This window comes from Nitritalea sp., from assembly GCF_054166705.1.
In genome coordinates, this window is the sequence record NZ_JBSZCV010000022.1 from 1 (window position 1) to 21,876 (window position 21,876).

Sequence of the window (21,876 nt, forward strand, 5' to 3'; positions counted from 1 at the left end):
AGCGAGGAGCGCTCTTTTAATAATTCCAAAACAACCTTGGTCTTGAACTTCGATGTGAATTTTCTTCTTGTTGTCATAACAGTAAATTTAAGGATTATTTTTTAACTTAACTTACTGTCCCATTTTTTGGGGTATCCTCACTACCTCATCTCTGAAGTGATCCAGATTTTCTTCCAATTTAATCGCATACTCTAAGGTAGTCTTCATTAATTCTTGTTGGGCGGAAATCTGCTCTTTTAATCGGTCTAATTCTTTATTCATGTCTGCCAGCTTACCCTCATACTCTTTTCTTAGCCTTTCCTTTTCCAGTCGGGCCTTTTTTAATTCTTCCTTGAAAATCAAAAATGATTCCGGTGGAGTCTTCATAATCTCGTACTTTAAACTTGGGAGCATTCCCTTTCTCTCTACACTTTGTCTAACCCAATTGTTTTCTGAATTTTACATGCCTTTAATTGCAGACATACCGCCGTCTGGATGTAGGATTTGACCTGTCATCCAAGCGGAACCATCGCTAAGCAGGAAGTAAGCTGCTGAGGCTACATCTTCTGCCGTACCGTATCTGCCCATGGGGTGACGCTTATTTGAGGCTTCTTTTTTATCCTCTGATCCTAGTAGCTGTGCGGCCAGGGGTGTGTCCGTCAGCGAGGGAGCTACTGCATTTACGCGAATCTGGTTGGGTGCCCATTCTGCTGCTAAAGAGCGGGTAAGTCCCTCCACAGCTCCTTTCGCGGCCGCAATGCTCGCATGAAAGCCTAGTCCTACTTGCACCGCCACGGTGCTAAACAGCACGACAGAAGCCCCTTTGGCTGCTTTCAGTGGCTTCATACAGGCTTGCAGTACCTTTACAGCGCCGAGTGTATTGATTTCGAAATCTTTTTGAAAGTCTTCTACTTTAAATCTGTGGAAAGGCTTTAAATTAATGCTTCCGGGGCAGTACACGAGTCCATGCACCACATCTGGAAGGCCTTCTATGCTGGTGAACGCTTCGGTTACATCTAATTTACTGGTGCCATCACCACTGCGAGAGTAACTGAACACTTTTGCGCCAGCTGCTTCTAACTGTTTTTTAAGGGCTTCTCCTATGCCCGTATTTCCGCCAATTATGACGATATTCCTGTCTTTCATATACGTATTTCCTTTACTATAGTTAATCTTTTGCTGCGCAAAATGTTTTGGTATTATCGGGTTAATGTGTGGTAATATGCGCTGTGTATACTTGTTTAATGAGGTGATTCTCTGTTGTGAATAAAAAAATAATCCCGCTCACATGCGCAAGCGGGATTAAAACCTACCGGGAAAGGTAGTGGTAGATAAATAGTTGGTTCATTTATTTTCCTAGCGTGATATACTTCATAAATTCTGCACGCTTTTCTTCCTGCTCGAACTGTCCACTATAGAAGGACGTGACAGTCGCACTATTCACATCTTTAATGCCTCTAGAGCTTACGCACATGTGGTGTGCATCGATGACCACGGCGATATCCTCTGTTCCTAACATTTCTTTCAGCTCATTACCGATTTGCATCGTGAGACGCTCTTGGACTTGAGGACGCTTCGCAAAGTACTGTACGATTCGATTGATTTTAGAGAGGCCGATCACTTTACCATTGGAGATGTAGGCGACATGTGCTTTTCCGTAGATGGGCACAAAATGATGTTCACAGTTCGAAAAAAACGTGATATCCTTCTCCACTAGCATTTCGCTGTAGCGATACTTGTTCTCGAAAAGTTTAATGTCCGGTTTATTTTTCGGATCAAGGCCCGAAAATACTTCTTGGATATACATCTTAGCTACCCGCTGCGGAGTGCCTCTGAGGCTATCATCACTTAAGTCGAGTCCTAATATGTGCATGATTTCTTTAAAATGTTTGGCGATGAGTTCCATTTTCAACTCATCATCCATTTCAAAGGCATCTGCTCTAAGAGGTGTCTCTGTCGACGTGCCGATGTGCTCATCGCCAATCTCATCGATGTCTTGCATCGGCTTACTTCCCGTCGTATTCAACATAGTTTCTCTCTGTTTCATATAATCGAATCATTAAGTCGTACTTAGAATCTAATTTCTCTTTTAGAATATTCCATATAACCACAGCCATGTTCTCGGCCGTAGGGTTAAGGTTTTTAAATTCATCGGTATCTAAATTTAAATTTTTATGGTCGAATTTGTCGATAACGTGCTCTTTTATCAGGTCGCTGAGGACCTTCATGTCACATACATAACCGGTTTCTGGATCGATTTCTCCTGTCACTTTTACATGTAGATCATAGTTATGACCGTGGTAATATTCGTTATTGCATTTGCCAAAAGTGGCCTCATTTTTTTCCTTGCTCCAATTTGGATTGTTCAGCTTGTGTGCAGCATTAAAATGCTCTTTTCTAAAAACGGATACTTTCATAGGTTACTTAACAGCGGGAGAGTATGTTTGTTTAATTATGGAGATGTATTGTTAAACAAAATAACACATAGGGTTGGTTCACTGGATACTTACCTTACGAGAATTTTTTAAGCGGACAAGATAATCTTCGTTCTCTCGGGGGACATGCTCGCAGGGTTCTTATCGACATACGCGATGCATTTGCTTCTTTTTTAAATTATTCAGGAGAGAAACGTATTTTCTTTGAACATAAGTTCATGTTTTCTTGTAATTTTGGAAAATTGAACATCAACTTGCTTTTGCTTGCTTCCAATGCCGCTACGTAATCATCTATTTGGGTTGTTTTTGTTTCCGCTTGTTTTGTTGAACTATTCGCCAAAAACGCTATACGACCAGGCGGACGTGGCCAGCGTTTTGCCTACTTCTACAGATGAAAGTGAGGTGTTTTGGGAAGCTTTCTTAGAGACAAATCCAGGAGAGGAGCTTCCGAGACAAGAGGTGCTGACCCTCGCTTTAAATGGGGGAATGCGGATAGCAGCGGAAAGGGAGGAAGTGTTCGAAACCTTAACCGTAGTCGATTTTTCGAAGCCGTCCGATGAAAAGCGGCTGTGGGTATTCGACATGCAGACTAAAGCGCTTATTTTTCATTCCTTCGTTGCGCATGGGCGTCATACGGGCGAGCGATATGCGCGTCATTTTTCGAATCAACTAAATTCCTATAAGAGTAGTCTTGGTTTTTATAAGACGGCAGAGACCTATCAGGGAAAGCATGGTTATTCTCTTCGCCTGGACGGATTAGAGCCAGGGATAAATGATGCGGCGCGGGAGCGGGCAGTGGTGATGCACGGGGCAGCTTATGCGGAAGAGGATTTTATTCGAGCACATGGTCGTTTAGGCCGCAGCCTGGGCTGTCCGGCGATTCCACGCGCGCTGGCCACTCCACTTTTGAGTTATATTCGAGAGAATGGCCTACTTTTCATCTATGCGGAGGAACCTACCTACTTCGCACAGTCCGAATTGTTCTCGGCTTCTTAGGCACAGTTAATCCTCTTTGCGTAAACGCTCAGCGCCAGAGACAATATGTAAATCGCGCTGAGGGAATGGGATTTCGACCCCTTCTTCTTGAAACCGTTTGAAAATTTTATAGTAAAGTTCAGACTTTAATACTTTCGGTTTATTCGTAAAGTCCGTCGTCCAAACGCGCATGTTAAAGTTGAGGCTACTGTCATCAAATTCATCAAATAAAATGTCGGGAGCGGGATCTTCTATCACGCCGGGATGTTCACGAGCGATTTCCATGAGGATTTTCCGGATATGCTCGGGGTCTTCCTTGTAAGAGACGCCTACAGGGAAATTAAAGCGTACCATGCGATCGTTATGGGACCAATTGATAACTTCAGAATCGATAAAATAGCTATTGGGAACGATGACGGAAATATTATCATTCGTGGTGATGGTGGTGGAGCGTGCTGAAATTTTGACGACATCACCGGTGACATTGGCAACTTCGATTCTATCCCCCACTTTTATGGGGCGCTCAAAAAGGATGATAAGGCCCGAGATAAAATTATTGGTAATGTTTTGTAAACCAAAACCGATACCGACACCGAGGGCACCTGCTAAAATGCCAAAGGCGCTGAGGTCGATGCCATTTGTCTGCATGATCGAGAAAAAGCCGGCTGTGAGGATAATGTATTTTAGGATGGTGCCGATAGACTGACGTGTTCCCGGCTCGATTTGATAGCGAGGAAGAATGCGCCGAACAACTGTTTTCTTTATCCATTCGGCCACAAGAAGTAAGACGAAGACAGAAAAGACTAGGGTGAGTAAAAGTCCTACCGTCAAATAGGAATCTTCTGTCATGTAAAAGAGTTTAAACTCCATGAGTTGGCGCAGCCAATCGAAAACAACCATAGCGAAAGATTTTAAGTATACAGGTAAGAGGTAAACGAAATTTTGCTTGTTATTTGTTTACTTCTTTTGCGAATTGAACCGAATATAAGCCCATTTTTGCTTTTGGCAGCCATTTTGTACCGAAATAAATGATTAATTTTGTTTTATGAGTAAGCAGAAAGAAGAGTTAGAGCATCGCTTAAAGCTCCGTAATATTAAATTAGCTGATTACGATGACATCCGCGACATCATGGTGTCTATCTACAAGGAGCCGGGCGGTGCCTGGACCCGTGAGGAGCTGAAAAATCAGCTCAAGGCTTTCCCTGAGGGTCAAATCTGTATAGAGGACAATGGGAAGGTGGTCGCGGCGGCGCTGAGTTTAATCGTGGACTATGCGCGTTTCGGGGACAACCATACTTACGACCAGATCACTGGCTATGGTAAGTTCGATACCCATGATGATGAGGGAGATACGCTTTATGGCACGGATGTGTTTGTACATAAAGACTACCGCGGCATGCGGTTAGGACGTCGTCTGTATGACGCACGAAAGGAGCTCTGCGAAAACCTAAATCTTCGTTCCATAATCGCGGGTGGTAGGATTCCTGGCTACTCGAATTATGCAGATCAGATGTCTCCTCGGAAGTACATCGATCAGGTAAAGAGTAAAGAGATTTTCGACCCCGTACTTTCTTTCCAGCTGGCTAATGAATTTCACGTGCGTAAGGTTATTACGCGCTACATGCCGGAGGATAAAGATTCTCGAGCTTATGCCACGCTGTTAGAGTGGATTAATATCTACTACGAGAAGGAAGAAAAGCTTATCGGAAATAAAAAAACCATCGTTCGCCTCGGGTTGGTGCAGTGGAAAATGCGGCGCTTTAATACCGTCGATGACCTGATGCAGCAGGTGGAGTTTTTTGTGGATACGGTATCGGGTTACAAGTCAGACTTCTGCCTCCTCCCTGAGTTTTTTAATGCGCCCCTTTTAGCGGAGTTTAACGATATGGATGCCTCGGAGGCTATCCGTAATTTGGCAGATTACACAGATGAGATCGTCACCCGTATGCGGGATCTGGCACTTTCCTATAATGTCAATATCGTGGCGGGAAGTATGCCAGAGTACGATGGTAAGAAGTTGCGAAATGTGAGCTATCTGTGCCGGAGAGATGGGACGGTGGACAAGCAGTACAAGTTGCATATCACTCCGGATGAACAGGCCTACTGGGGACTTCAGGGAGGTTCTGGTATCCGTGTTTTCGATACAGATGCCGGCAGAATCGGGATATTGATTTGTTACGATGTAGAGTTTCCTGAGCTGGGACGTATTTTAGCCGAGCAGGAGATGGATATTTTGTTTGTGCCCTTCTGGACGGACACGAAAAACGCCTTTTTACGTGTCAGCATTTGCGCGAAAGCGCGCGCCATCGAAAACGAATGTTATGTAGCCATTACAGGCTCGGTGGGCAATCTGCCCAAGGTGGAGAATATGGACATTCAGCATTCGCAGTCGGCCATTTTCTCGCCATCTGATTTTTCTTTTCCGCACGATGCGGTGGTGGCACAAGCGTCTGAAAATGCGGAGACGACGATCGTGGCCGATGTGGACCTGGACCTACTTACGAAGCAGCGGAAAGCGGGCTCCGTGCGAAATTTAGAACAAAGAAGATTAGATTTATATTCCGTTCAGTGGAAGAAAAGAAAATAATATGCGCGATTACTTCGATGGCCTGACGGCCGAAATCCATGCGAAAGCCGCTGGAATTAAATTGCTGGTGACGGATGTGGATGGCGTGCTGACCGATGGGGGCATCATTTACGATAATGCGGGCATGGAGTATAAGCGCTTCCATGTACGGGATGGGCTCATCGTGTCGCATCTGCGTAAAAATGACATCATGGTAGGGGCTATTACGGGCCGAAACTCCAAGGTGGTGCGCGATCGCTGCGATGTGCTGCACTTTGATTTTCACTATCATGGGGTGCGGGATAAAGCGAAAAAGCTCATGGAGATTCTTGAGACCTTAGAGATTCGCCTAGATGAGGTGGCTTTTATCGGGGATGATATCATAGACCTTCCTATTCTTACCCGTGTAGGGCTGAGTGCTTGTCCTCAGGACGCGCCTCCTTACATCCAGGATGCCGTAGATTATGTGTCCCCTTTGGCCGGGGGCCAAGGAGCATTCCGCCAGTTTGCCGATTGTATTCTGAAAGCACAGGGGCTCCTGCAGGATATCGTAGAAAATTTTAAGCCGCAAGAAGGGCCTGATTTAGAGGATGAGGATTAAAGGCAAGTCCTGGCAAAGCGTCATTATGCTCAGTCGCCATGAGTTAGGTCTCATTTAGAGAATCCGAAAAAAAAGACCTGTAGCCCTTATGTTGCAGGTCTTTTTTTAGGAGAGCCCCTCTAAGAGGAGCCCCCTGCCGCTGTTCTCTTACTGCGCAAAGCAGCGGCCAGCTCTGCATCTCGCGTGTAAATGTCTTCCCGCCACTGCAAGCGCCCCCCTTCATCTGTCCATGCGGTTAAATAGAGTAAGACCACTGGGATAGGACGTTTTAGGCGGACATTTTCTTCTGTTTTTCGCTTCATAGATGCCGCGATGCGTTCTGGCGTCCAGCCCTGTTCTTCTAAGAGGATGGCGGCCAGACGTTCCGGTTCTCGGATGCGGATGCATCCACTACTCAGCGCGCGGTTATCGCGGCCAAACTGCTCTCGCGAGGGCGTGTCATGGATATAGACATTGTAGCGGTTTGGAAACATGAACTTCACGGCCCCCAAGCTATTTTGAGGCCCAGGATCCTGGCGAATCATGTAGGGGAAGCCCCGTGCGGTGATGGACTGCCAGTTGATGGTCGTCGGGTTCACTTCTTTGCCGTCGAAGGTGAGGACCCGCATCTGCTTACTTTTTAGATAGTTGATGTCCTTTTTTACCGCGGGGAGCACATCGTTAGCGAGGATGGTAGGGGGCACGGTCCAGGTTGGGCTAAAGACGAGGTAGCTCATTTCAGCGTTAAAAACGGGCGTTTTACGGTAATTTTTTCCCACGATGGCCTCTGTAGAAAAAAGGGTGTCGCGGTTCTGGATCAAGTCCATCCGGAAATTCGCGATATTCACTACGACGACGGTTTCTTCTTTTAGGGTATCGGGTAGCCAGCGCAGTCTTTCCATATTGACAGCCAATTTCTGCATCTGCTGTTCGGGTGCTTCATTTATTCCGGCCAGGGTGCCATTTCCTAAAATACCGTCTTGGTTCAGGCCCAGTCGCTGCTGCAGGCGTCGTACCCCGAGTAGCAGTGTGCTATCGTAGGTGGTGCCAGCTTCCCGACTGATTAGAAATTCTTCTTTCGTTAAATCTCCAAAGAGCAGCATGCGCTGACGCACATCGGGGAGGAGAGCGTGGGTTTCATTTGGGCGAATGCCCCTGCTTACTTGCAGGCGTGACCATCGAAGCGTATCTGCCCCATAGCGAAGCTGGTCGAGCTGTTTCATCTGCCGCCGCATGCGGGGATAGCTGCTAAAACCTGGGCTGAGCGCCGCTAAGTTGCTGCGGATTTTTTTCGTTTCCACTATTTGCAGCACTTTTTCTAAGACTTCGATTTGTCTTGACTTTCTGCGGATATCGTAATCTGCACGTAGACTTTCAGGGTCCACCTTACCGTAGTACAGGTGCGTCATGGCTCCCATTAGCGCATCGGTAAGGAGTAGTTCCACATAGGCGATCGCGGTCATGGAGGGGCTGTCATGGCGGTAGCGGCGCTGCCAGTCGCGAATCAAGTCCCCGTGGTAGTCTTCGGGCATCAAGCCATCGTAACGCAGCTGCCGGAGCTCATAGGCCAGCTCATAGCCTAGGCAGTTCATCCCGGTGCTATCCGTCCAGAGGGGCTGAAACTGCCGATCCGCATAGAGCTGTTTGACCTGGCCGATGCTATAGAGGCGGGCCCTATCCGGGCCAAAGAAATTACCGTCGCTCCCCAAGTCGAGTAATTGGGTCAGCTCGAAGGCTAGGGTTTCTTCTGTAGCTTGCGCCTGCAGCTGTGCTGTGCCTGCCAGTCCGAGACTGAGGAGCAGTGCGCAGAGAATGGCGCGTATCGGGTGACGAAGCAGATGGGGTTTCATGGGCGTCAATCGGATGATAAAGTTCTAAGATACATAAAATTTGGCGCATGTAATAAAGTGTAGGTACTTTTGGCTTCGGCCAACTTATTCTCATGAAGGGGCTGAGTTCTTTCGATTTTTTCTATTTTTGCAAGCGTTATTCAAGCAGAATCATAAAAACAGCATGGCGGAATATAATTTTCAGGAAATCGAGAAAAAGTGGCAAGCATACTGGGAGGAACATCAGGTTTTTAAGGCCGAGGTAGATCCGAGTCGACCGAAGTTTTATACCTTGGACATGTTTCCGTATCCTTCTGGTGCCGGGCTTCATGTGGGGCACCCGCTAGGGTACATCGCCTCGGATATTATCGCGCGCTACAAGCGCCTTCAGGGATATAATGTCTTGCATCCGATGGGTTATGATTCCTTTGGCCTTCCAGCCGAACAGTACGCCATCCAGACGGGGCAACATCCAGCGGTCACCACGGAAGAAAATATCGCTCGTTATACCGAGCAGCTGAAGCAGATCGGGCTGGCCTATGACTGGGAAAAGGAAGTACGTACTTCGGATCCATCCTACTACCGCTGGACGCAGTGGATTTTTATGCAATTATTCTCCAGCTTTTATGACCCGGAAGCGGATAAGGCCCGTCCGATAGCAGAGCTGGAGGCCATTTTATCCGAAAGAGGGAATGTAGGTCTTAGGGCTGTCTGCGATGAAGATACGCCAGAAATAACTGCTACGGACTGGCAGCAGATGGGAGAAGAGGAGCAGCAGCGCTTTTTGTTGAAATACCGCATGACGTATTTGGCGGAGACGACGGTCAACTGGTGTGCGGCGCTAGGGACGGTGCTATCGAACGATGAGGTGAAGGATGGTTTTTCGGAGCGTGGGGGGCACCCGGTGGAGCGGAAGAAGATGATGCAGTGGAGCATGCGGATTTCAGCTTATGCGGAGCGCCTGTTGCAGGGGCTTGAGGAGCTAGCATGGGTGGAGCCGATTAAAGAGATGCAGCGTAACTGGATCGGCAAGTCGAAGGGTGCGGAGATGGTCTTTCAGGTGGAAGGTGCGGCGCTGCAGATAAAGGTATTTACCACGCGGGTGGACACGATCTATGGGGTGACCTATTTGGCGCTAGCGCCGGAGCACGAGTACGTGGAGCAGCTCGTTACTGAGGAGCAGCGTGCAGAGGTGGAGGCCTATGTGGCTCAGGCTAAGAATCGATCTGAGCGTGAGCGTATGGCAGATGTGAAGACGATTTCAGGAGCCTTTACGGGAGCCTATGCGATAAATCCTTTTAATGAAGAACGCATTCCGGTGTGGGTAGCGGACTATGTGTTGGCGGGTTATGGTACGGGTGCGGTGATGGCTGTTCCGGCGCATGATGAGCGGGATTATAATTTTGCGCGTCATTTTGGCCTCGAGATCCGACAGGTGATCGAGGGGAGCATGGAAGCGGGTAGCTTTCCGGGTAAGGGAGGCATTATCATGAATTCAGGCTTTTTATCGGGGCTTCCGATGCAGGAGGCTATGGACCAGGCGATCGCATTTTTAGAGGAGAAGGGTATCGGGCGTGGTAAGATTCAGTACCGGATGCGCGATGCCATTTTTACGCGGCAGCGCTACTGGGGTGAGCCGCTACCGGTGTATTTTAAGGGTGATTTACCCTACCTTTTACCAGAGGAGGCACTTCCTGTGGTGCTACCTGAGGTGGATAAATATTTGCCTACCGAGACGGGTGAGCCGCCTTTGGGCAGGGCCCAAAACTGGGTGTACGAAACTGAGGAGGGTGCTTTTCCACTTGAAAAAAGCACGATGCCAGGCTGGGCGGGATCCAGTTGGTATTTTTTCCGTTACATGGATGCGAAAAATGAGGAGGCTTTCGTGTCGCCCGAGGCTGCGGCCTACTGGGGGGCGGTGGATTTGTATATAGGAGGTGCCGAGCATGCCACCGGACACCTTTTATACAGTCGTTTTTGGACGAAGTTTCTGTATGATAGGGGACTGGTTCCGATTCAGGAGCCCTTCCAGAAGATGATTAACCAGGGTATGATCCAGGGACGCTCGAATTTCGTGTACCGCGTGAAGGGGCAAAATACTTTCGTGAGTTATGGCTTGCGGGAGCAGTATGACACTGCTGCCATGCACGTAGACGTAAGCTTGGTGCATCAGGATGTCCTGGATGTGGAGCGTTTTAAAGCTTGGCGGCCAGACTTAAAGGAGGCTACATTTATATTAGAGGATGGACAGTACCGCTGTGGGGCTGAAGTCGAAAAAATGTCGAAGTCGAAGTACAATGTGGTCAACCCAGATCAGATTATCCAGCGTTATGGGGCGGATACACTTCGCTTGTATGAGATGTTTTTAGGACCTTTGGAGCAGTTTAAGCCTTGGAATACCAATGGTATCGATGGGGTAGCCAAGTTTTTAAAGAAGCTATGGCGTCTGTATCACCCGAACGGTACTTTTTTAGTCTCCGATGAGGCCCCGACGCGGCAAGAGTTGAAAACCTTACATAAGACGATCAAAAAGACGCAGGAGGATTTAGAGTCGTATTCCTTTAATACCAGCGTCTCCAGTTTTATGATTTGCGTAAATGAGTTGACAGCGTTAAAGTGCAACAAACGAGCGATTTTAACACCACTTGCACTGACGATAGCTCCTTACGCACCGCATATTGCGGAGGAGTTATGGTCTTTATTAGGGCATTCAGGTAGTATTCAGGAGGCACGTTTTCCGGCTTATGATGAACAGTTTTTACAGGAGGATGCGCATGAATATCCGATTTCCTTTAATGGGAAGATGCGTGTGAAACTTTCTTTGTCTCTCGGTCTAACGAAGACAGAAATCGAGGAGGCAGTTCTTGCCGATGAGGCTGTGCAGCGTGTGTTAGAAGGCAAAGCTCCGAAGAAGGTGATCGTAGTTCCTGGTAAAATAGTGAATTTAGTAGTCTGATAGTTTAGCCTGTTTGTCTTAGGGCTTCGCCCCAAAGGACTTACGCGGACAGTTAGTCCCTTTTACGAAGCGCAAGAGAGGCATTTTATGCCTCTCTTTTTTTAAGTATGGGTCTAAAATAGTCTCAATGGGATACGGGAGTGAAATTAAACGTTTAAGTTGCAAGGCGATAAAGTGATAATTTATTTAAAAATAATTACATTAAAAGCCATTTGCAAATTTTCATTTATGCTAAAGCGTTGTTTGTTGTGTTTCTCGTGCGTTTTTTTTGTTGCGTCAGATTAGGGAAAGAAGCGGTGTGCTGATAGGGGTTGGTGAGTAGTATTTTTCCTTTTGTTTTTTGCTCGTTATTTTAACTAATCAAATCAGCATACTAATTAACCGTTAATTCTTATGAGTAAAGTATTGAAACTCGCGGAATCCAAAATCAGTCGTAAATGCCTGGAGTGTGGTACGGCTTTTCAGGGCAGGTCGGATAAAAAGTTTTGTGATGACAGCTGCCGAAATATGTATAACAATCGCCGTAAGGTTACTACGGATAAGGAGCTACAGGTAGTGCTTCGGATCATCCGAAAGAACCGAAAAATTTTAAAAAAGTGGCATGAGTTGAAAGGGGAAGACAAATTTGTCATTCCGCGCGATACTTTGCTTTTAGATGGTTTTAATTTTAATTATTTTACTAGTGTAGAGGAGTCGACCTCATCAGAAACCTCACTTGTTTATTATAATGTGGATTATGCATACTGGATGGTAGGGGAGAAGACTGTCAAGGTTTTCTTCTCAAAAAAAGTGAAGGCAGAACATGCTGCTTGATGCAGATAAAAAATGAGTATTTAAAAAGAACGAGTCATGGTCATGAGCTCGTTTTTTTTTGCCCAATGTTGATCCACATGGTAGTCGGTGAAAGCTTAGGTTCAATGACTATGGGAATTTTTGTTTTGCCCTTTCCTTTGGTTGGTCATGTGTAGTGATCGGCCTTCTTAGATTAGTACTAATCGTGTAGATTCGTTTATTTTTCAAAAAGAGGTTTTTTTTTCGCCTAATCGTCTCTTATACGCACGAGTACGGAAATTAGCTTCGTATGGCTAAAAATGCAGTTCGTGTATAGGGAATTGTATTTTAGTGGAGTAAAGCAATTAAGTCCAGAATAAATCACATTAGTGCTCGGTTGTTCAAAATTTTATTTTGTTTTGATTTTTTAAAATATCATTTATATTTGTTGTAACCAGATTTACACACTATGAAAACATTAGCACTTTTACCTAAAAATGGTTGTCTCCACTGTGGGAGTGAGTTAAAGGGTCGATCAGATAAGAAGTTTTGCGATTATCATTGCCGAAATTCTTACAATAATAGACGTCAGTCTCCAGATGATTGTCTGTTTAAATCATATGTTAAATTACTAAAAAATAACAGAATTATTTTAAAGTCACTTATGCAGTCCTATCAGCCGGGGCAGCTGTTTGAAACCAGTCGAGAAGCGCTTTTGAGAAAAGGCTTCAGTTTCGATGTGATAACAGGTTATCAGCCTTGCGCGGAAGGTGGGCGTGATGCAGTTTTTCGGATAGCTGAGTTTAGTTATCAGTTGAGGTCATTTAAGGTAGTGGTCATGCGTGAAGGTATTCATGACGCCACAGCCGCCTAAAAAAAGCAATGTTTGATTGATTAGTTTCCGGGCCTTGAAAGTTTCAAGGTTCGGTTTTTACTCTCTTTTCAGATTCGAATCGTGATCCTTAGCGTTTTAAAGTGGATCCGGATTTACCCTTGGATTCTAATGTCTAGAAATATGATTAATGAAGATGTAGTTACCCGTAATATTTTACATAATCTTGAAAAAAACAGGAAAATTTTAAAGAAAGTGTTTAAAAAATTATCAAAAAGCACTAATTTTGACCATGTGAGCTTACGAAAGGATGAGCTCCGAGCACTAGGTTTTCACCTGTCTTTCTATACACATATGTTGCGTCGACAGCAGACGAAATTTTATTTTTGCTTTGATTATGCTTTTCATTTTGAAGGGCCGTATGCACATGTCATGCGTGTCGATGTTACAGCGTTCCGTAAGCAGGTAGCCTAAGAATACAAGTAGTACCAATTTAGTTTATAAATGAAAAGAGTTTTCATCAAGGACAAGCTGTATATCATTCGGCAGTTTGATCAGGAGAATGATGTGGAGAAAAATAATGAGCCATCATCAGTGGGAGAAATGCAAGAGACGTATCATGTGTCGATGGAATCGCCTTCGGTAGAGGAGATAAAAAAAGCCCTCTTGTACAATAGGCAAGTATTACTTCTTATTCTGGGTGTACATCAAGATGGTCCTATTTTTCTCTCTCGAATTTTTTTAGACACGCATAATTTTCGATGGGATTTGTTAACAGGTTCTTCCGAAGAGGTGAACAGGGTAGTGTTTCACTGTTTCGAGTTTAGGTACAGCTTAGAGCGGGATGATATCGTTAAAATCTGGCGAATAGATAAAGAAAGCGTATAAAATAGTCGCGTAGTGGATACTGTTAAGCAGAATTGTTTTACTTTGTAGTATGCAAAGGTTTTTTCTGTATGCTGCTGCAGGTTTGGTGAACAGTGTAGGTGCTTACAGTTTTCTCAGTGCCTTTTTGGAGGTTTACAAAGAGGGGCGCCTACCAGAGCTGAGTTTTTCCGGAGATCAAATTCCGGTCTACTTGTACGCTGTTGGTGTATTCAAGGCGATGACCCTTTTTTTCGGGACTTATTTTAGTGGAGTGCTGCTTACTTATTTATGGGCGGTTTGGCGGAAAAAGGGGCAGCTGGTTTTCTATTCGCTTTTAGCTGGGTTAGGTGGATTTTTGCTTTTTCTCATTCTTTCTGCTATAAAAGTGGGAATAACAGAAAACATTTCATTAAGCTACTTGCATGCTTTACCTTTGTTGTGAACAGAATGTAAACAGTATGGAAGTATCTCTTAATGTGGTAGTAGGTATCACCTATGAATTAAAAGTCAGTAAAGTCGAGGAAGATATAGAATCCGTTCCTTTTAGTGTGGAAGTTCGGGACGAAGAAGATCCATTTTATTTCGTGTTTGGAAACAGTGGACTTCCAGAGAAGTTCGAAGAGATGCTCGCGGGTCAAAAAGAAGGGGAATCTTTCCAGTTTACTTTATCCGTGGATGAAGCGTATGGACAAGCTGAGGATGATATGATCATGACTTTTCCTAAGTCTCAGTTTTCTTCACAGCAGGGTTTTTCTAATGACATGCTACAAGAAGGAAATTTTCTTCCACTGATGGACGAAAATGGCTACCCGATGCAAGCGAAAGTGCTGAAAGATTTGGGTGAAGAGATTCTTCTGGATTTTAATCATCCCCTTGTTGGTTTCGACCTCCATTTTGATGGGAATATCCTTAAGCTGCGTGAAGCTACAGAAGAAGAGGTAGATACGGGTATTGTGGAAGGACACGAAGATTAAACGAAGATGTCTTTTCAAGCGATTGTTCGCTGATCTCTACTTACCATGAGTAGTAAAGGTACGCTATGCTGGTTTTTAGGCATGGTGTACCTTTTTATTTTAGATTCGAGGACAAGGAAAAATCTAAATAGGGCATGATGAGGTGTATCCATTCGGGTTCGATGATCTTTATTTTTTCCAGATCCTGTACGTGCTGGTATGGACCGTGCTGGGAGCGATAAGCGACAAGCACTTTAGCCAGTCCATAGGAAATATACGGGTGGTTTGCCAGCTCACCTGCTTCTAGGGTATTGATGTGGATTTTTTTTAGGGTTGTTTCCTCGTAGAAAAAATATTCTTGAATTTTTTCTACCAGTGCCTCATCTACGCCAAATACATCTGTTAGCTGCGTAAAATCTTGCAAGCCACCTAGCTGCTCCAGGAAGATAGCGATACGAGCAGCTGTTTTTTGTCCGATACCCGGTACAATCTGTAAATTAATGGAATCAGCTTCAAGAATAGAGAGTTGCTTCAGCCATTTCTTTTTCGAGGGGACCGAATCAGCGGGTAACCACATCTGTTCCTTCGGTACCCGTCGAAATCCGAGTGTCTCTAGGCTATCTAAAAGCTCTTCATAGGCCACAAGTTCTTGTTGAAGTTTTCGTGCTTGTGCCCATTTAATGCCTTGAGGTGCAAGATTTAGAAGGATAAGAAAGGGAACTATCAGCAGGATTCCGCGTGTTTCTCTTCTAGTAAAGCTAAAGTAATTTTGAAAGAATTTAAATAAGGTGTTTTGCATGCCGAATAAGAAAAAATGAAAATCCAAAAAGTTTCATAGAGCGTATCTATCAATGTTAAAAATAATCGATTGGATTCTATTCTCCAAACGAAGTAGCTTTGTTGTGAGGTTTTAAGTGTTTAACTATTTAGACATGTTTTAAATTACCCTACACAACCTCTCGGCTTTCCTTTAAAAGCCTTTTAGCGTTAACTTTGCACTGAAAATAAACCGTAATGCAGACCAAGTTTAGAGCCATAAGTCTTTCTCATAAGAGTGCCCCCGTAGAAATTAGGGAGATCATAGCCTTAGATGAGAAAGCCATTAATGCCCTGTTACTGAAATTAAAGGAGTTTTTTAGCATTACCGATACCCTTATTCTTTCAACGTGTAACCGTACAGAGGTATATTATGCACATGATATCGATATCAGTACGGAGATTATCAAACTCATCGGATTAGAGAAAGGACTACCTCACATCATCGACTATCTCGAATATTTTCAGTTATTCCATGATGATCGAGATGCGGTGCAGCATCTTTTCCGTGTTGCCATGGGGCTAGAAGCGCAGGTAGTAGGGGATATGCAGATTTCGAATCAGGTGAAACGAGCCTATCAAGCGTCTGCGGACTTAGATATGGCGGGCCCTCTGCTCCACCGTCTCATGCATGCTGTGTTTTTCACCAACAAACGGGTTGTACAGGAAACGGCATTTCGTGATGGAGCTGCCTCCATGTCCTATGCTGCGGTGGAACTCATCGAAGAGCTAACGCAAAACACCTATCAGCCGCGTATTCTACTTATCGGAGTAGGCGAGATCGGAGAAGATGTAGCCAAAAACATGGTGCATATTCCAGAGGCGCAGGTAACCATAACGAACAGAACCTTCGAAAAAGCACAAGCACTAGCCACAGGCTTAGGCTACTCTGTTATTCCTTTTGAAGAGGTGAAAGAAGCAATGGCTGCAGCTGATGTAGTCGTCTCTAGTATTTCCAGAGAAACTCCCTTTATCACGAAGGAGCTCGTAAAGTCTTTTGATATTCCTAGCTATAAGCTTTTTGTGGATCTCTCCGTTCCAAGAAGCGTGGAGACTAGCGTGGAGGATATCCCTGGTGTCGTGCTTTATAATGTCGATAACATTCGTTCGAAAACAACAGAAAACCTAGAAAAGCGAATTGCCTCGATTCCACGCGTGGAGCAAATTATTGCTGAATCCATAACAGAGTTTTTTGATTGGAAAAAAGAGATGCTTGTTTCTCCTACCATCAATAAGTTTAAGTCAGCATTAGAAACCATTCGGCAGGAGGAACTTAGCAGATTCGTAAAACAGCTAAGCGATAAGGAAAGAGCTATCGTAGAAAAAGTCACCAAGAGCATGATGCAGAAAATTTTAAAGGTTCCCGTGGTACAACTAAAGGCAGCCTGCAAGCGTGACGAGGCAGACACTTTGATTTCCACACTTTCGGACCTCTTTGATCTCGAAAGGGTTCTAGAGGAGAAGCAACATTAACTTATGTGCAGCGATAAAGCATCTGAGATGGCCCTAGGGTCATCTCTTTTTTTTATTGAAAATTGTTTGTAGATTTCAGTAGTAGTTAAATTTTAAGCATTTAGGTGATGAGACGAAACGACTTGGCGTACCTGGCCGCTTATTCACTACCATTAGCGGGGTTCTTCGCCGCATATGTTCAGGGCATTTTCGCGTTTTCTGCTTTTTTTCTGGCCTTTGGGATCATTCCTATACTCGATGCCGTCTGGCCGCGTCCGAATGTTATACGCCCCGATACGACGGATGGCGTCAATCGCGTACGCGCCCCCTATTTCGATCTATTGCTGTACTTATGTCCCTTGCTTTCCCTGCTGCTCGTCGTCTATGTGCAGTGGCAAATACGCGTGCAGGAGCCAGCAGCATGGGAATGGGTAGGGCTTCTATTAAGCACAGGAACCGTTTTAGGTGCTATTGGCATCAATGTAGCACATGAGCTCGGACATCGAAAGGAACCTCTGCCGAGATTTTTAGCGAAATTAGGCCTTTTGCCAGCACTCTACCAACATTTTTACATCGAGCATAATCAGGGCCATCATCGCCATGTTTCTACTCCGCTAGACCCTGCTACCGCTAGGTTCGGGGAGCCGCTTTATGCGTTTTGGATCCGGTCCGTAGGAGGACAATATAGAAGTGCCTGGCGAATAGAGAGGAAAAAGTTGCAAAGTCGAGGTCTTCCTCTCTTTTCCGTGCATAATGAATATTTGAGATTTATGCTGTTTCAGTTGCTCTATCTAGGTCTGTACACTTACTTTTTTGGTGTGGACGGGCTGCTCTTTGCGGTTTTAGCTGCGGTGGTAGCCTTTCTACTTTTAGAAACGATTAACTATATCGAGCATTATGGGCTGGAACGAAGGAAAAATGAAAGTGGCCGGTATGAGCGGGTGCAGCCGCATCACTCCTGGAATAGCCACCATCGTATCGGGCGTGCCGTACTTTTCGAACTGACCTTACATAGTGATCATCATCATTTAGCTTCCAAAAAATATCAGATGCTGGAGCATCGAGAAAGTGCCCCACAGCTTCCGTATGGCTATCCTGCCAGCATGTTGCTGGCGTTAGTGCCACCTCTATGGTTTACGCATATGAACCCTAGGGTAAAAGACTGGAGGCAGAAGTATCTGCACGAAGAGGCTTAGCAGAGAATATTTTTGGTTTCTTTGGCCCGCGAGGGCCAAACACATAAGCACTTCAACCTTCTTTCTTTCTTTATCGCTTCAGTTTACGGAAACATGTGCAGCGACCCTACGTTTTCTTTTAGAACAAGAATAAAAACCCAATATGTTACAAATAGACCCTACTCAGGTTAGCACGGCCGAATTACACGGTTACTTACTCGGAGCAGTAGCTCCCCGACCCATTGCATTCGCAAGCACCATCGATAAGGAAGGGCAGGTTAACCTTTCTCCCTTCTCTTTTTTTAATGTTTTCGGCTCAAATCCTCCTATTCTCGTTTTTTCTCCCGCCCGAAGGGTGCGCGATAATACGACCAAACATAGTCTGGATAATGTGCAGGAGGTGCCGGAGGTGACGATAAATATCGTCAATTTTGCCACGGTGGAGCAGATGAGTCTAGCAAGTACGGAGTACGCAAAAGGGGTCAATGAATTTGTAAAAGCGGGTTTAACCCCAGCTCCCTCCCTGAAGGTAAAGCCTCCTCGTGTGCAGGAGGCTCCAGCTTCCTTCGAATGTAAGGTAATCGATATTTTGCCCTATGGAGATCAAGGAGGAAGCGGCACATTAGTCGTTTGCCAAGTGGTGATGGCGCATATAGATGAAGCTATTCTAGGGGATGACGGGCAGATAGATCCCTTTAAACTAGATGCTGTATCTCGGATGGGGGGCAACTGGTACTGCAGAGCGAATGGAGCTGCTCTTTTCGAGATTCCAAAACCACTGCGTAATAAAGGAGTTGGCGTGGATGCACTTCCGGAAACTATCCGACGTTCGCATGTCCTCAGCGGGAATAATCTCGCCCGCCTCGGGAATGTGGAGGCGTTACCGACCCGAGAAGCTTTAGAAACGTTTCGAAGTGCAGCGTTTTTTCAGAAATTTATGGAACAGGCACAGCATCTTGATGCAGATGCACTGGTCGCTTATCGCCATACATGTGCAAAAGAACGATTAGAAGCGAATGCTCCCGTCGAAGAGGCTTTTGCGCTTTTGAATTTAGCTTTAGACCCGAAAACAGTAGACTAGATTTATTCTGTGTAATTACCTCGTACAAAAGCAGAGTAAAAAAAACACCACCTGGAAGTAAATTCAGGTGGTGTTTGGTTGAGTAGGAAGCGCAGGACGCCCATTTCTTGCTCCGTCTTATGCGCGGGAATAGGGTAGCGAAAACCTCCCAAACCTTTCGGGGAATGTCGATCTCATGTTTAGCGTACTTCCAAGTCATAGGGCATGCGTGCCATGACACCTTGCTTGGCTTCGATCTGATGGAGCTGCTTGAAGATTCCGTAGTATTGTCCCGTCAGCCATTTAATTCGGGTCTCTGTGACACCTTCTGTCAAGCCACTTATCAATAATTCGATGAATGATTTTTGTTCTGGATAGTATAGGACACGATAATCATCTTCTAATTCTGCTTTGGCAGCAGCTATTTCTATGGCGGTATCAATATCCCCGAGGACATCTACCAAGCCTACTTCTAGCGCTTTTTTACCACTCCAAACCCTACCGGAAGCTACTGCTGCCACTTCCTCCTTCGTCATTCCTCTACCTTCGGCTACACGACTAAGGAAAATGTCATATCCTTCTTCTACGGAGTTTTGGATGATTTCCTTTTCCATAGCACTCATTTTGCGCGTTGGGCTACCTAAATCCGAAAATTGACCTGTTTTTACCACATCGAAGCGTAATCCCATCTTATCTGTAAGCAGTTCTTCAGCATTAAAAAGAAGTCCGAAAATCCCGATAGAGCCTGTAATCGTATTTGGCTGTGCCACGATCGTATCAGCGGGAGCCGCCATATAATAGCCCCCTGAGGCAGCCACTCCCCCCATGGACACGATGAGTGGTTTCTTCTTTTTTAGCTCACTGAGCTCTCTCCACATAACATCGGATGCCAGTGCAGAACCTCCCGGAGAGTTGATGCGCAGCACCACGGCTTTTATATCATCGTCTTTTTTAAGCTTGCGGAATTCCTTCACAAAACGCTCCGAGCTAATGCTACCCTCTTGAGAGCCACTTACTATATCTCCTTCCGCCACGATGACAGCTACTCTATTTTTAGACGTTCTCTTAGCAGGTTTAAAAAGCTTTTGCATGTTGGTGATATTCACCGTTGGAATTCCATCTTCTTCCTCTAGACCTAGGCGCTCACGGATATCGTCCAGCACCTGATCTTCATAAAGCAGAGCGTCGACGAGCCCGTAGGTGACTGCATCCTTAGCATTTCGGATGAGGAGTTCATCGCTGATTTTCTTAAGCTCTGCCAGCTCGATTCCGCGTGCTTCGCTGATGCTGCTCAGCATCGTTTCATGCAGGTCGGTTAGGAAAGCTTCTGTTTGCAATCTATTCTCTGGGGACATCTCCTTTAAAAAGAAAGGTTCTACAGCCGATTTAAAGTCACCCACGCGAAAAATCTCTGGTTTTACACCTATTTTTTCGAATAAACCCGTTAAAAAGACGATTTCAGACGCCAGACCACCGAAGTCCAAAGCGCCAATAGGATTCACATAGACGGCATCCGCCACACTAGATAGCATATAGCCACCCTGTCCATATAATTCACTGTAGGCGACGATAAACTTGCCACTCTCTTTAAAGTCGATGAGGGCATCTTGAAGTTCCAGTAATGTGGCTTGTGATGCACCTACAGCGCCTGTTTTTAAGTAAATACCTTTTACCTTATCTTCCTCTTTGGCTGCAGCTATGGCCTCCTTAATGGTGCGTACGCCTACACCCCCAGGGGCTCCGAAAGGGCCTAAAAAGCTCAAGTCAATGTCATCATTCGGAGCTAGCTCCACGACACTTCTGTTTTCTAAATTGAGAACAAAAACTGTGTTTTCTTTCAGTTTCACTTCGTCATCCCCTGATGCAGCGATCGCGATAATCCCTGCAAGAATAAAAAAACTCAGGATGGAAAAGACTAAAAGGCCGACGATAACGGCCAAAACATTTCCTAGAAATTTCATAGATGTACATTTATTTGGCTTAAAAATAAGCATTAAATACGAGACTTATTCCGCAGATACCTATATTAAATGATTAAATTTGTTTATGGAAGAAGTTGTTCTCTTACTCGGTGGAAATTTAGGCGACCGCATGAGGTACTTAACCCGAGCCCATCAAGCACTTACGGCCTTCTTCGGTCATGCCCCCCTCAGGAGTTCTGCCATCTACGAAACCGCGGCATGGGGTGGGGCCTCTACAGGAGCGTATTTAAACCAAGCGCTGGTCTATAAAAGTAACTGGGCACCTGAGCAGGTCCTGGATGCACTTCAGGAGATCGAGGAGCAGCTGGAGCGAACCCGAGAGCTACGCTGGGGTGATCGGACCATGGATATCGATATTCTTTTATTTGGGCAGCGTATACTGGACACGGAACGTCTCCAGATACCTCACCCACGGATAGCGGAGCGCCGGTTTGTGCTGTATCCGCTGCGCGATCTTTTTCCCACCAGCCTACTTCCGGGCCGGACAGCTACTGCGGAGGATTTGCTTCGGGTCTGTCCAGATACCTGTGCGGTGAAAAAATATAGCCCAGAGCAGGCATCCTCTTTTTCGCCCAAGTAAGTTTTCTTTGCGCTAGCGCAATGAAAAAAACCAGCCTCCTCCGTAGAGGAAACTGGTTTCAGCAGGGC

General features: G+C 45.5%; 21 protein-coding genes. 13 read left to right on the top strand and 8 right to left on the bottom strand.

Features of this window, described 5'->3' with window-relative positions; genetic code table 11:
* Nucleotides 1-111: 111 nt before the first annotated feature.
* The 4 genes from ACXIT9_RS14185 to ACXIT9_RS14200 form a co-directional block, all read right to left on the bottom strand.
* Entirely contained in the window at nucleotides 112-366 is a 255-nt protein-coding gene (locus ACXIT9_RS14185) for a hypothetical protein (protein ID WP_458056903.1), read from the bottom strand.
* Nucleotides 367-438: 72 nt separating this feature from the next.
* Entirely contained in the window at nucleotides 439-1,125 is a 687-nt protein-coding gene (locus ACXIT9_RS14190) for an SDR family NAD(P)-dependent oxidoreductase (RefSeq protein WP_458056904.1), read from the bottom strand.
* A gap of 202 nt (nucleotides 1,126-1,327) precedes the next feature.
* Nucleotides 1,328-2,026: a GTP cyclohydrolase I FolE gene (gene folE, locus ACXIT9_RS14195; protein ID WP_458056905.1), complete on the bottom strand. Its 699-nt coding sequence runs from the start codon at nucleotides 2,024-2,026 to the stop codon at nucleotides 1,328-1,330.
* On the bottom strand, nucleotides 1,986-2,396 hold the full coding sequence (locus ACXIT9_RS14200; protein ID WP_458056906.1) for a 6-pyruvoyl trahydropterin synthase family protein: 411 nt from the start codon (nucleotides 2,394-2,396) through the stop codon (nucleotides 1,986-1,988). The genes folE and ACXIT9_RS14200 overlap by 41 nt, the downstream gene beginning before the upstream one ends.
* Nucleotides 2,397-2,687: 291 nt before the next feature.
* On the opposite strand from ACXIT9_RS14200, the gene ACXIT9_RS14205 reads away from it, so the two are divergent.
* Nucleotides 2,688-3,410: a murein L,D-transpeptidase catalytic domain family protein gene (locus ACXIT9_RS14205; RefSeq protein ID WP_458056907.1), complete on the top strand. Its 723-nt coding sequence runs from the start codon at nucleotides 2,688-2,690 to the stop codon at nucleotides 3,408-3,410.
* A gap of 6 nt (nucleotides 3,411-3,416) precedes the next feature.
* Here the strand turns inward: ACXIT9_RS14205 and ACXIT9_RS14210 are convergent, their stop codons facing one another.
* Entirely contained in the window at nucleotides 3,417-4,289 is an 873-nt protein-coding gene (locus ACXIT9_RS14210; protein WP_458056908.1) for a mechanosensitive ion channel family protein, read from the bottom strand.
* Nucleotides 4,290-4,434: 145 nt separating this feature from the next.
* Here ACXIT9_RS14210 and ACXIT9_RS14215 point away from each other — a divergent pair, with 145 nt between their 5' ends.
* The gene (locus ACXIT9_RS14215) at nucleotides 4,435-5,976 is read left to right on the top strand and encodes a GNAT family N-acetyltransferase (protein WP_458056909.1); all 1,542 of its coding nucleotides are present in this window, start codon (nucleotides 4,435-4,437) and stop codon (nucleotides 5,974-5,976) included.
* Nucleotide 5,977: 1 nt separating this feature from the next.
* Nucleotides 5,978-6,556 carry a KdsC family phosphatase gene (locus tag ACXIT9_RS14220; protein ID WP_458056910.1) on the top strand — a complete coding sequence of 193 codons (579 nt, stop codon included), beginning with the start codon at nucleotides 5,978-5,980 and terminating at the stop codon, nucleotides 6,554-6,556.
* 119 nt (nucleotides 6,557-6,675) lie between these two features.
* Here the strand turns inward: ACXIT9_RS14220 and ACXIT9_RS14225 are convergent, their stop codons facing one another.
* Nucleotides 6,676-8,385, bottom strand: a complete 1,710-nt coding sequence (locus ACXIT9_RS14225; RefSeq protein WP_458056911.1) for a L,D-transpeptidase family protein — start codon at nucleotides 8,383-8,385, stop codon at nucleotides 6,676-6,678.
* A 163-nt stretch (nucleotides 8,386-8,548) separates the two neighbouring features.
* On the opposite strand from ACXIT9_RS14225, the gene leuS reads away from it, so the two are divergent.
* From leuS to ACXIT9_RS14255, 6 genes are all read left to right on the top strand, one after another.
* On the top strand, nucleotides 8,549-11,320 hold the full coding sequence (gene leuS, locus ACXIT9_RS14230) for a leucine--tRNA ligase (RefSeq protein ID WP_458056912.1): 2,772 nt from the start codon (nucleotides 8,549-8,551) through the stop codon (nucleotides 11,318-11,320).
* 393 nt (nucleotides 11,321-11,713) lie between these two features.
* Nucleotides 11,714-12,133 carry a hypothetical protein gene (locus ACXIT9_RS14235; protein WP_458056913.1) on the top strand — a complete coding sequence of 140 codons (420 nt, stop codon included), beginning with the start codon at nucleotides 11,714-11,716 and terminating at the stop codon, nucleotides 12,131-12,133.
* Nucleotides 12,134-12,755: 622 nt separating this feature from the next.
* On the top strand, nucleotides 12,756-12,965 hold the full coding sequence (locus ACXIT9_RS14240) for a hypothetical protein (RefSeq protein WP_458056914.1): 210 nt from the start codon (nucleotides 12,756-12,758) through the stop codon (nucleotides 12,963-12,965).
* Nucleotides 12,966-13,427: 462 nt separating this feature from the next.
* Nucleotides 13,428-13,811: a hypothetical protein gene (locus ACXIT9_RS14245; protein WP_458056915.1), complete on the top strand. Its 384-nt coding sequence runs from the start codon at nucleotides 13,428-13,430 to the stop codon at nucleotides 13,809-13,811.
* 49 nt (nucleotides 13,812-13,860) lie between these two features.
* Nucleotides 13,861-14,232 carry a hypothetical protein gene (locus ACXIT9_RS14250; protein WP_458056916.1) on the top strand — a complete coding sequence of 124 codons (372 nt, stop codon included), beginning with the start codon at nucleotides 13,861-13,863 and terminating at the stop codon, nucleotides 14,230-14,232.
* A 16-nt stretch (nucleotides 14,233-14,248) separates the two neighbouring features.
* Nucleotides 14,249-14,764 carry an FKBP-type peptidyl-prolyl cis-trans isomerase gene (locus ACXIT9_RS14255; RefSeq protein ID WP_458056917.1) on the top strand — a complete coding sequence of 172 codons (516 nt, stop codon included), beginning with the start codon at nucleotides 14,249-14,251 and terminating at the stop codon, nucleotides 14,762-14,764.
* Between the two features lie 94 nt (nucleotides 14,765-14,858).
* Here the strand turns inward: ACXIT9_RS14255 and ACXIT9_RS14260 are convergent, their stop codons facing one another.
* Nucleotides 14,859-15,542, bottom strand: a complete 684-nt coding sequence (locus ACXIT9_RS14260) for a ComEA family DNA-binding protein (RefSeq protein WP_458056918.1) — start codon at nucleotides 15,540-15,542, stop codon at nucleotides 14,859-14,861.
* Between the two features lie 215 nt (nucleotides 15,543-15,757).
* Here ACXIT9_RS14260 and hemA point away from each other — a divergent pair, with 215 nt between their 5' ends.
* The 3 genes from hemA to ACXIT9_RS14275 all read left to right on the top strand — a co-directional run bounded on the left by hemA (nucleotide 15,758) and on the right by ACXIT9_RS14275 (nucleotide 19,267).
* Entirely contained in the window at nucleotides 15,758-17,032 is a 1,275-nt protein-coding gene (gene hemA / locus ACXIT9_RS14265; protein WP_458056919.1) for a glutamyl-tRNA reductase, read from the top strand.
* 107 nt (nucleotides 17,033-17,139) lie between these two features.
* Nucleotides 17,140-18,207 (top strand): alkane 1-monooxygenase, encoded by a 1,068-nt coding sequence (locus tag ACXIT9_RS14270; RefSeq protein ID WP_458056920.1) that lies wholly within the window; start codon nucleotides 17,140-17,142, stop codon nucleotides 18,205-18,207.
* 142 nt (nucleotides 18,208-18,349) lie between these two features.
* The gene (locus ACXIT9_RS14275; protein ID WP_458056921.1) at nucleotides 18,350-19,267 is read left to right on the top strand and encodes a flavin reductase family protein; all 918 of its coding nucleotides are present in this window, start codon (nucleotides 18,350-18,352) and stop codon (nucleotides 19,265-19,267) included.
* Between the two features lie 179 nt (nucleotides 19,268-19,446).
* On the opposite strand, the gene sppA is transcribed toward ACXIT9_RS14275, so the two are convergent.
* Complete coding sequence (sppA, locus tag ACXIT9_RS14280; RefSeq protein ID WP_458056922.1) at nucleotides 19,447-21,207, bottom strand: signal peptide peptidase SppA; 1,761 nt, start codon at nucleotides 21,205-21,207, stop codon at nucleotides 19,447-19,449.
* Between the two features lie 85 nt (nucleotides 21,208-21,292).
* Between sppA and folK the strand changes: the two genes are divergently transcribed.
* A complete protein-coding gene (gene folK / locus ACXIT9_RS14285) occupies nucleotides 21,293-21,808 on the top strand; it encodes a 2-amino-4-hydroxy-6-hydroxymethyldihydropteridine diphosphokinase (protein WP_458056923.1) in 516 nt (171 codons plus the stop codon).
* The last annotated feature ends 68 nt before the right edge of the window (nucleotides 21,809-21,876 follow it).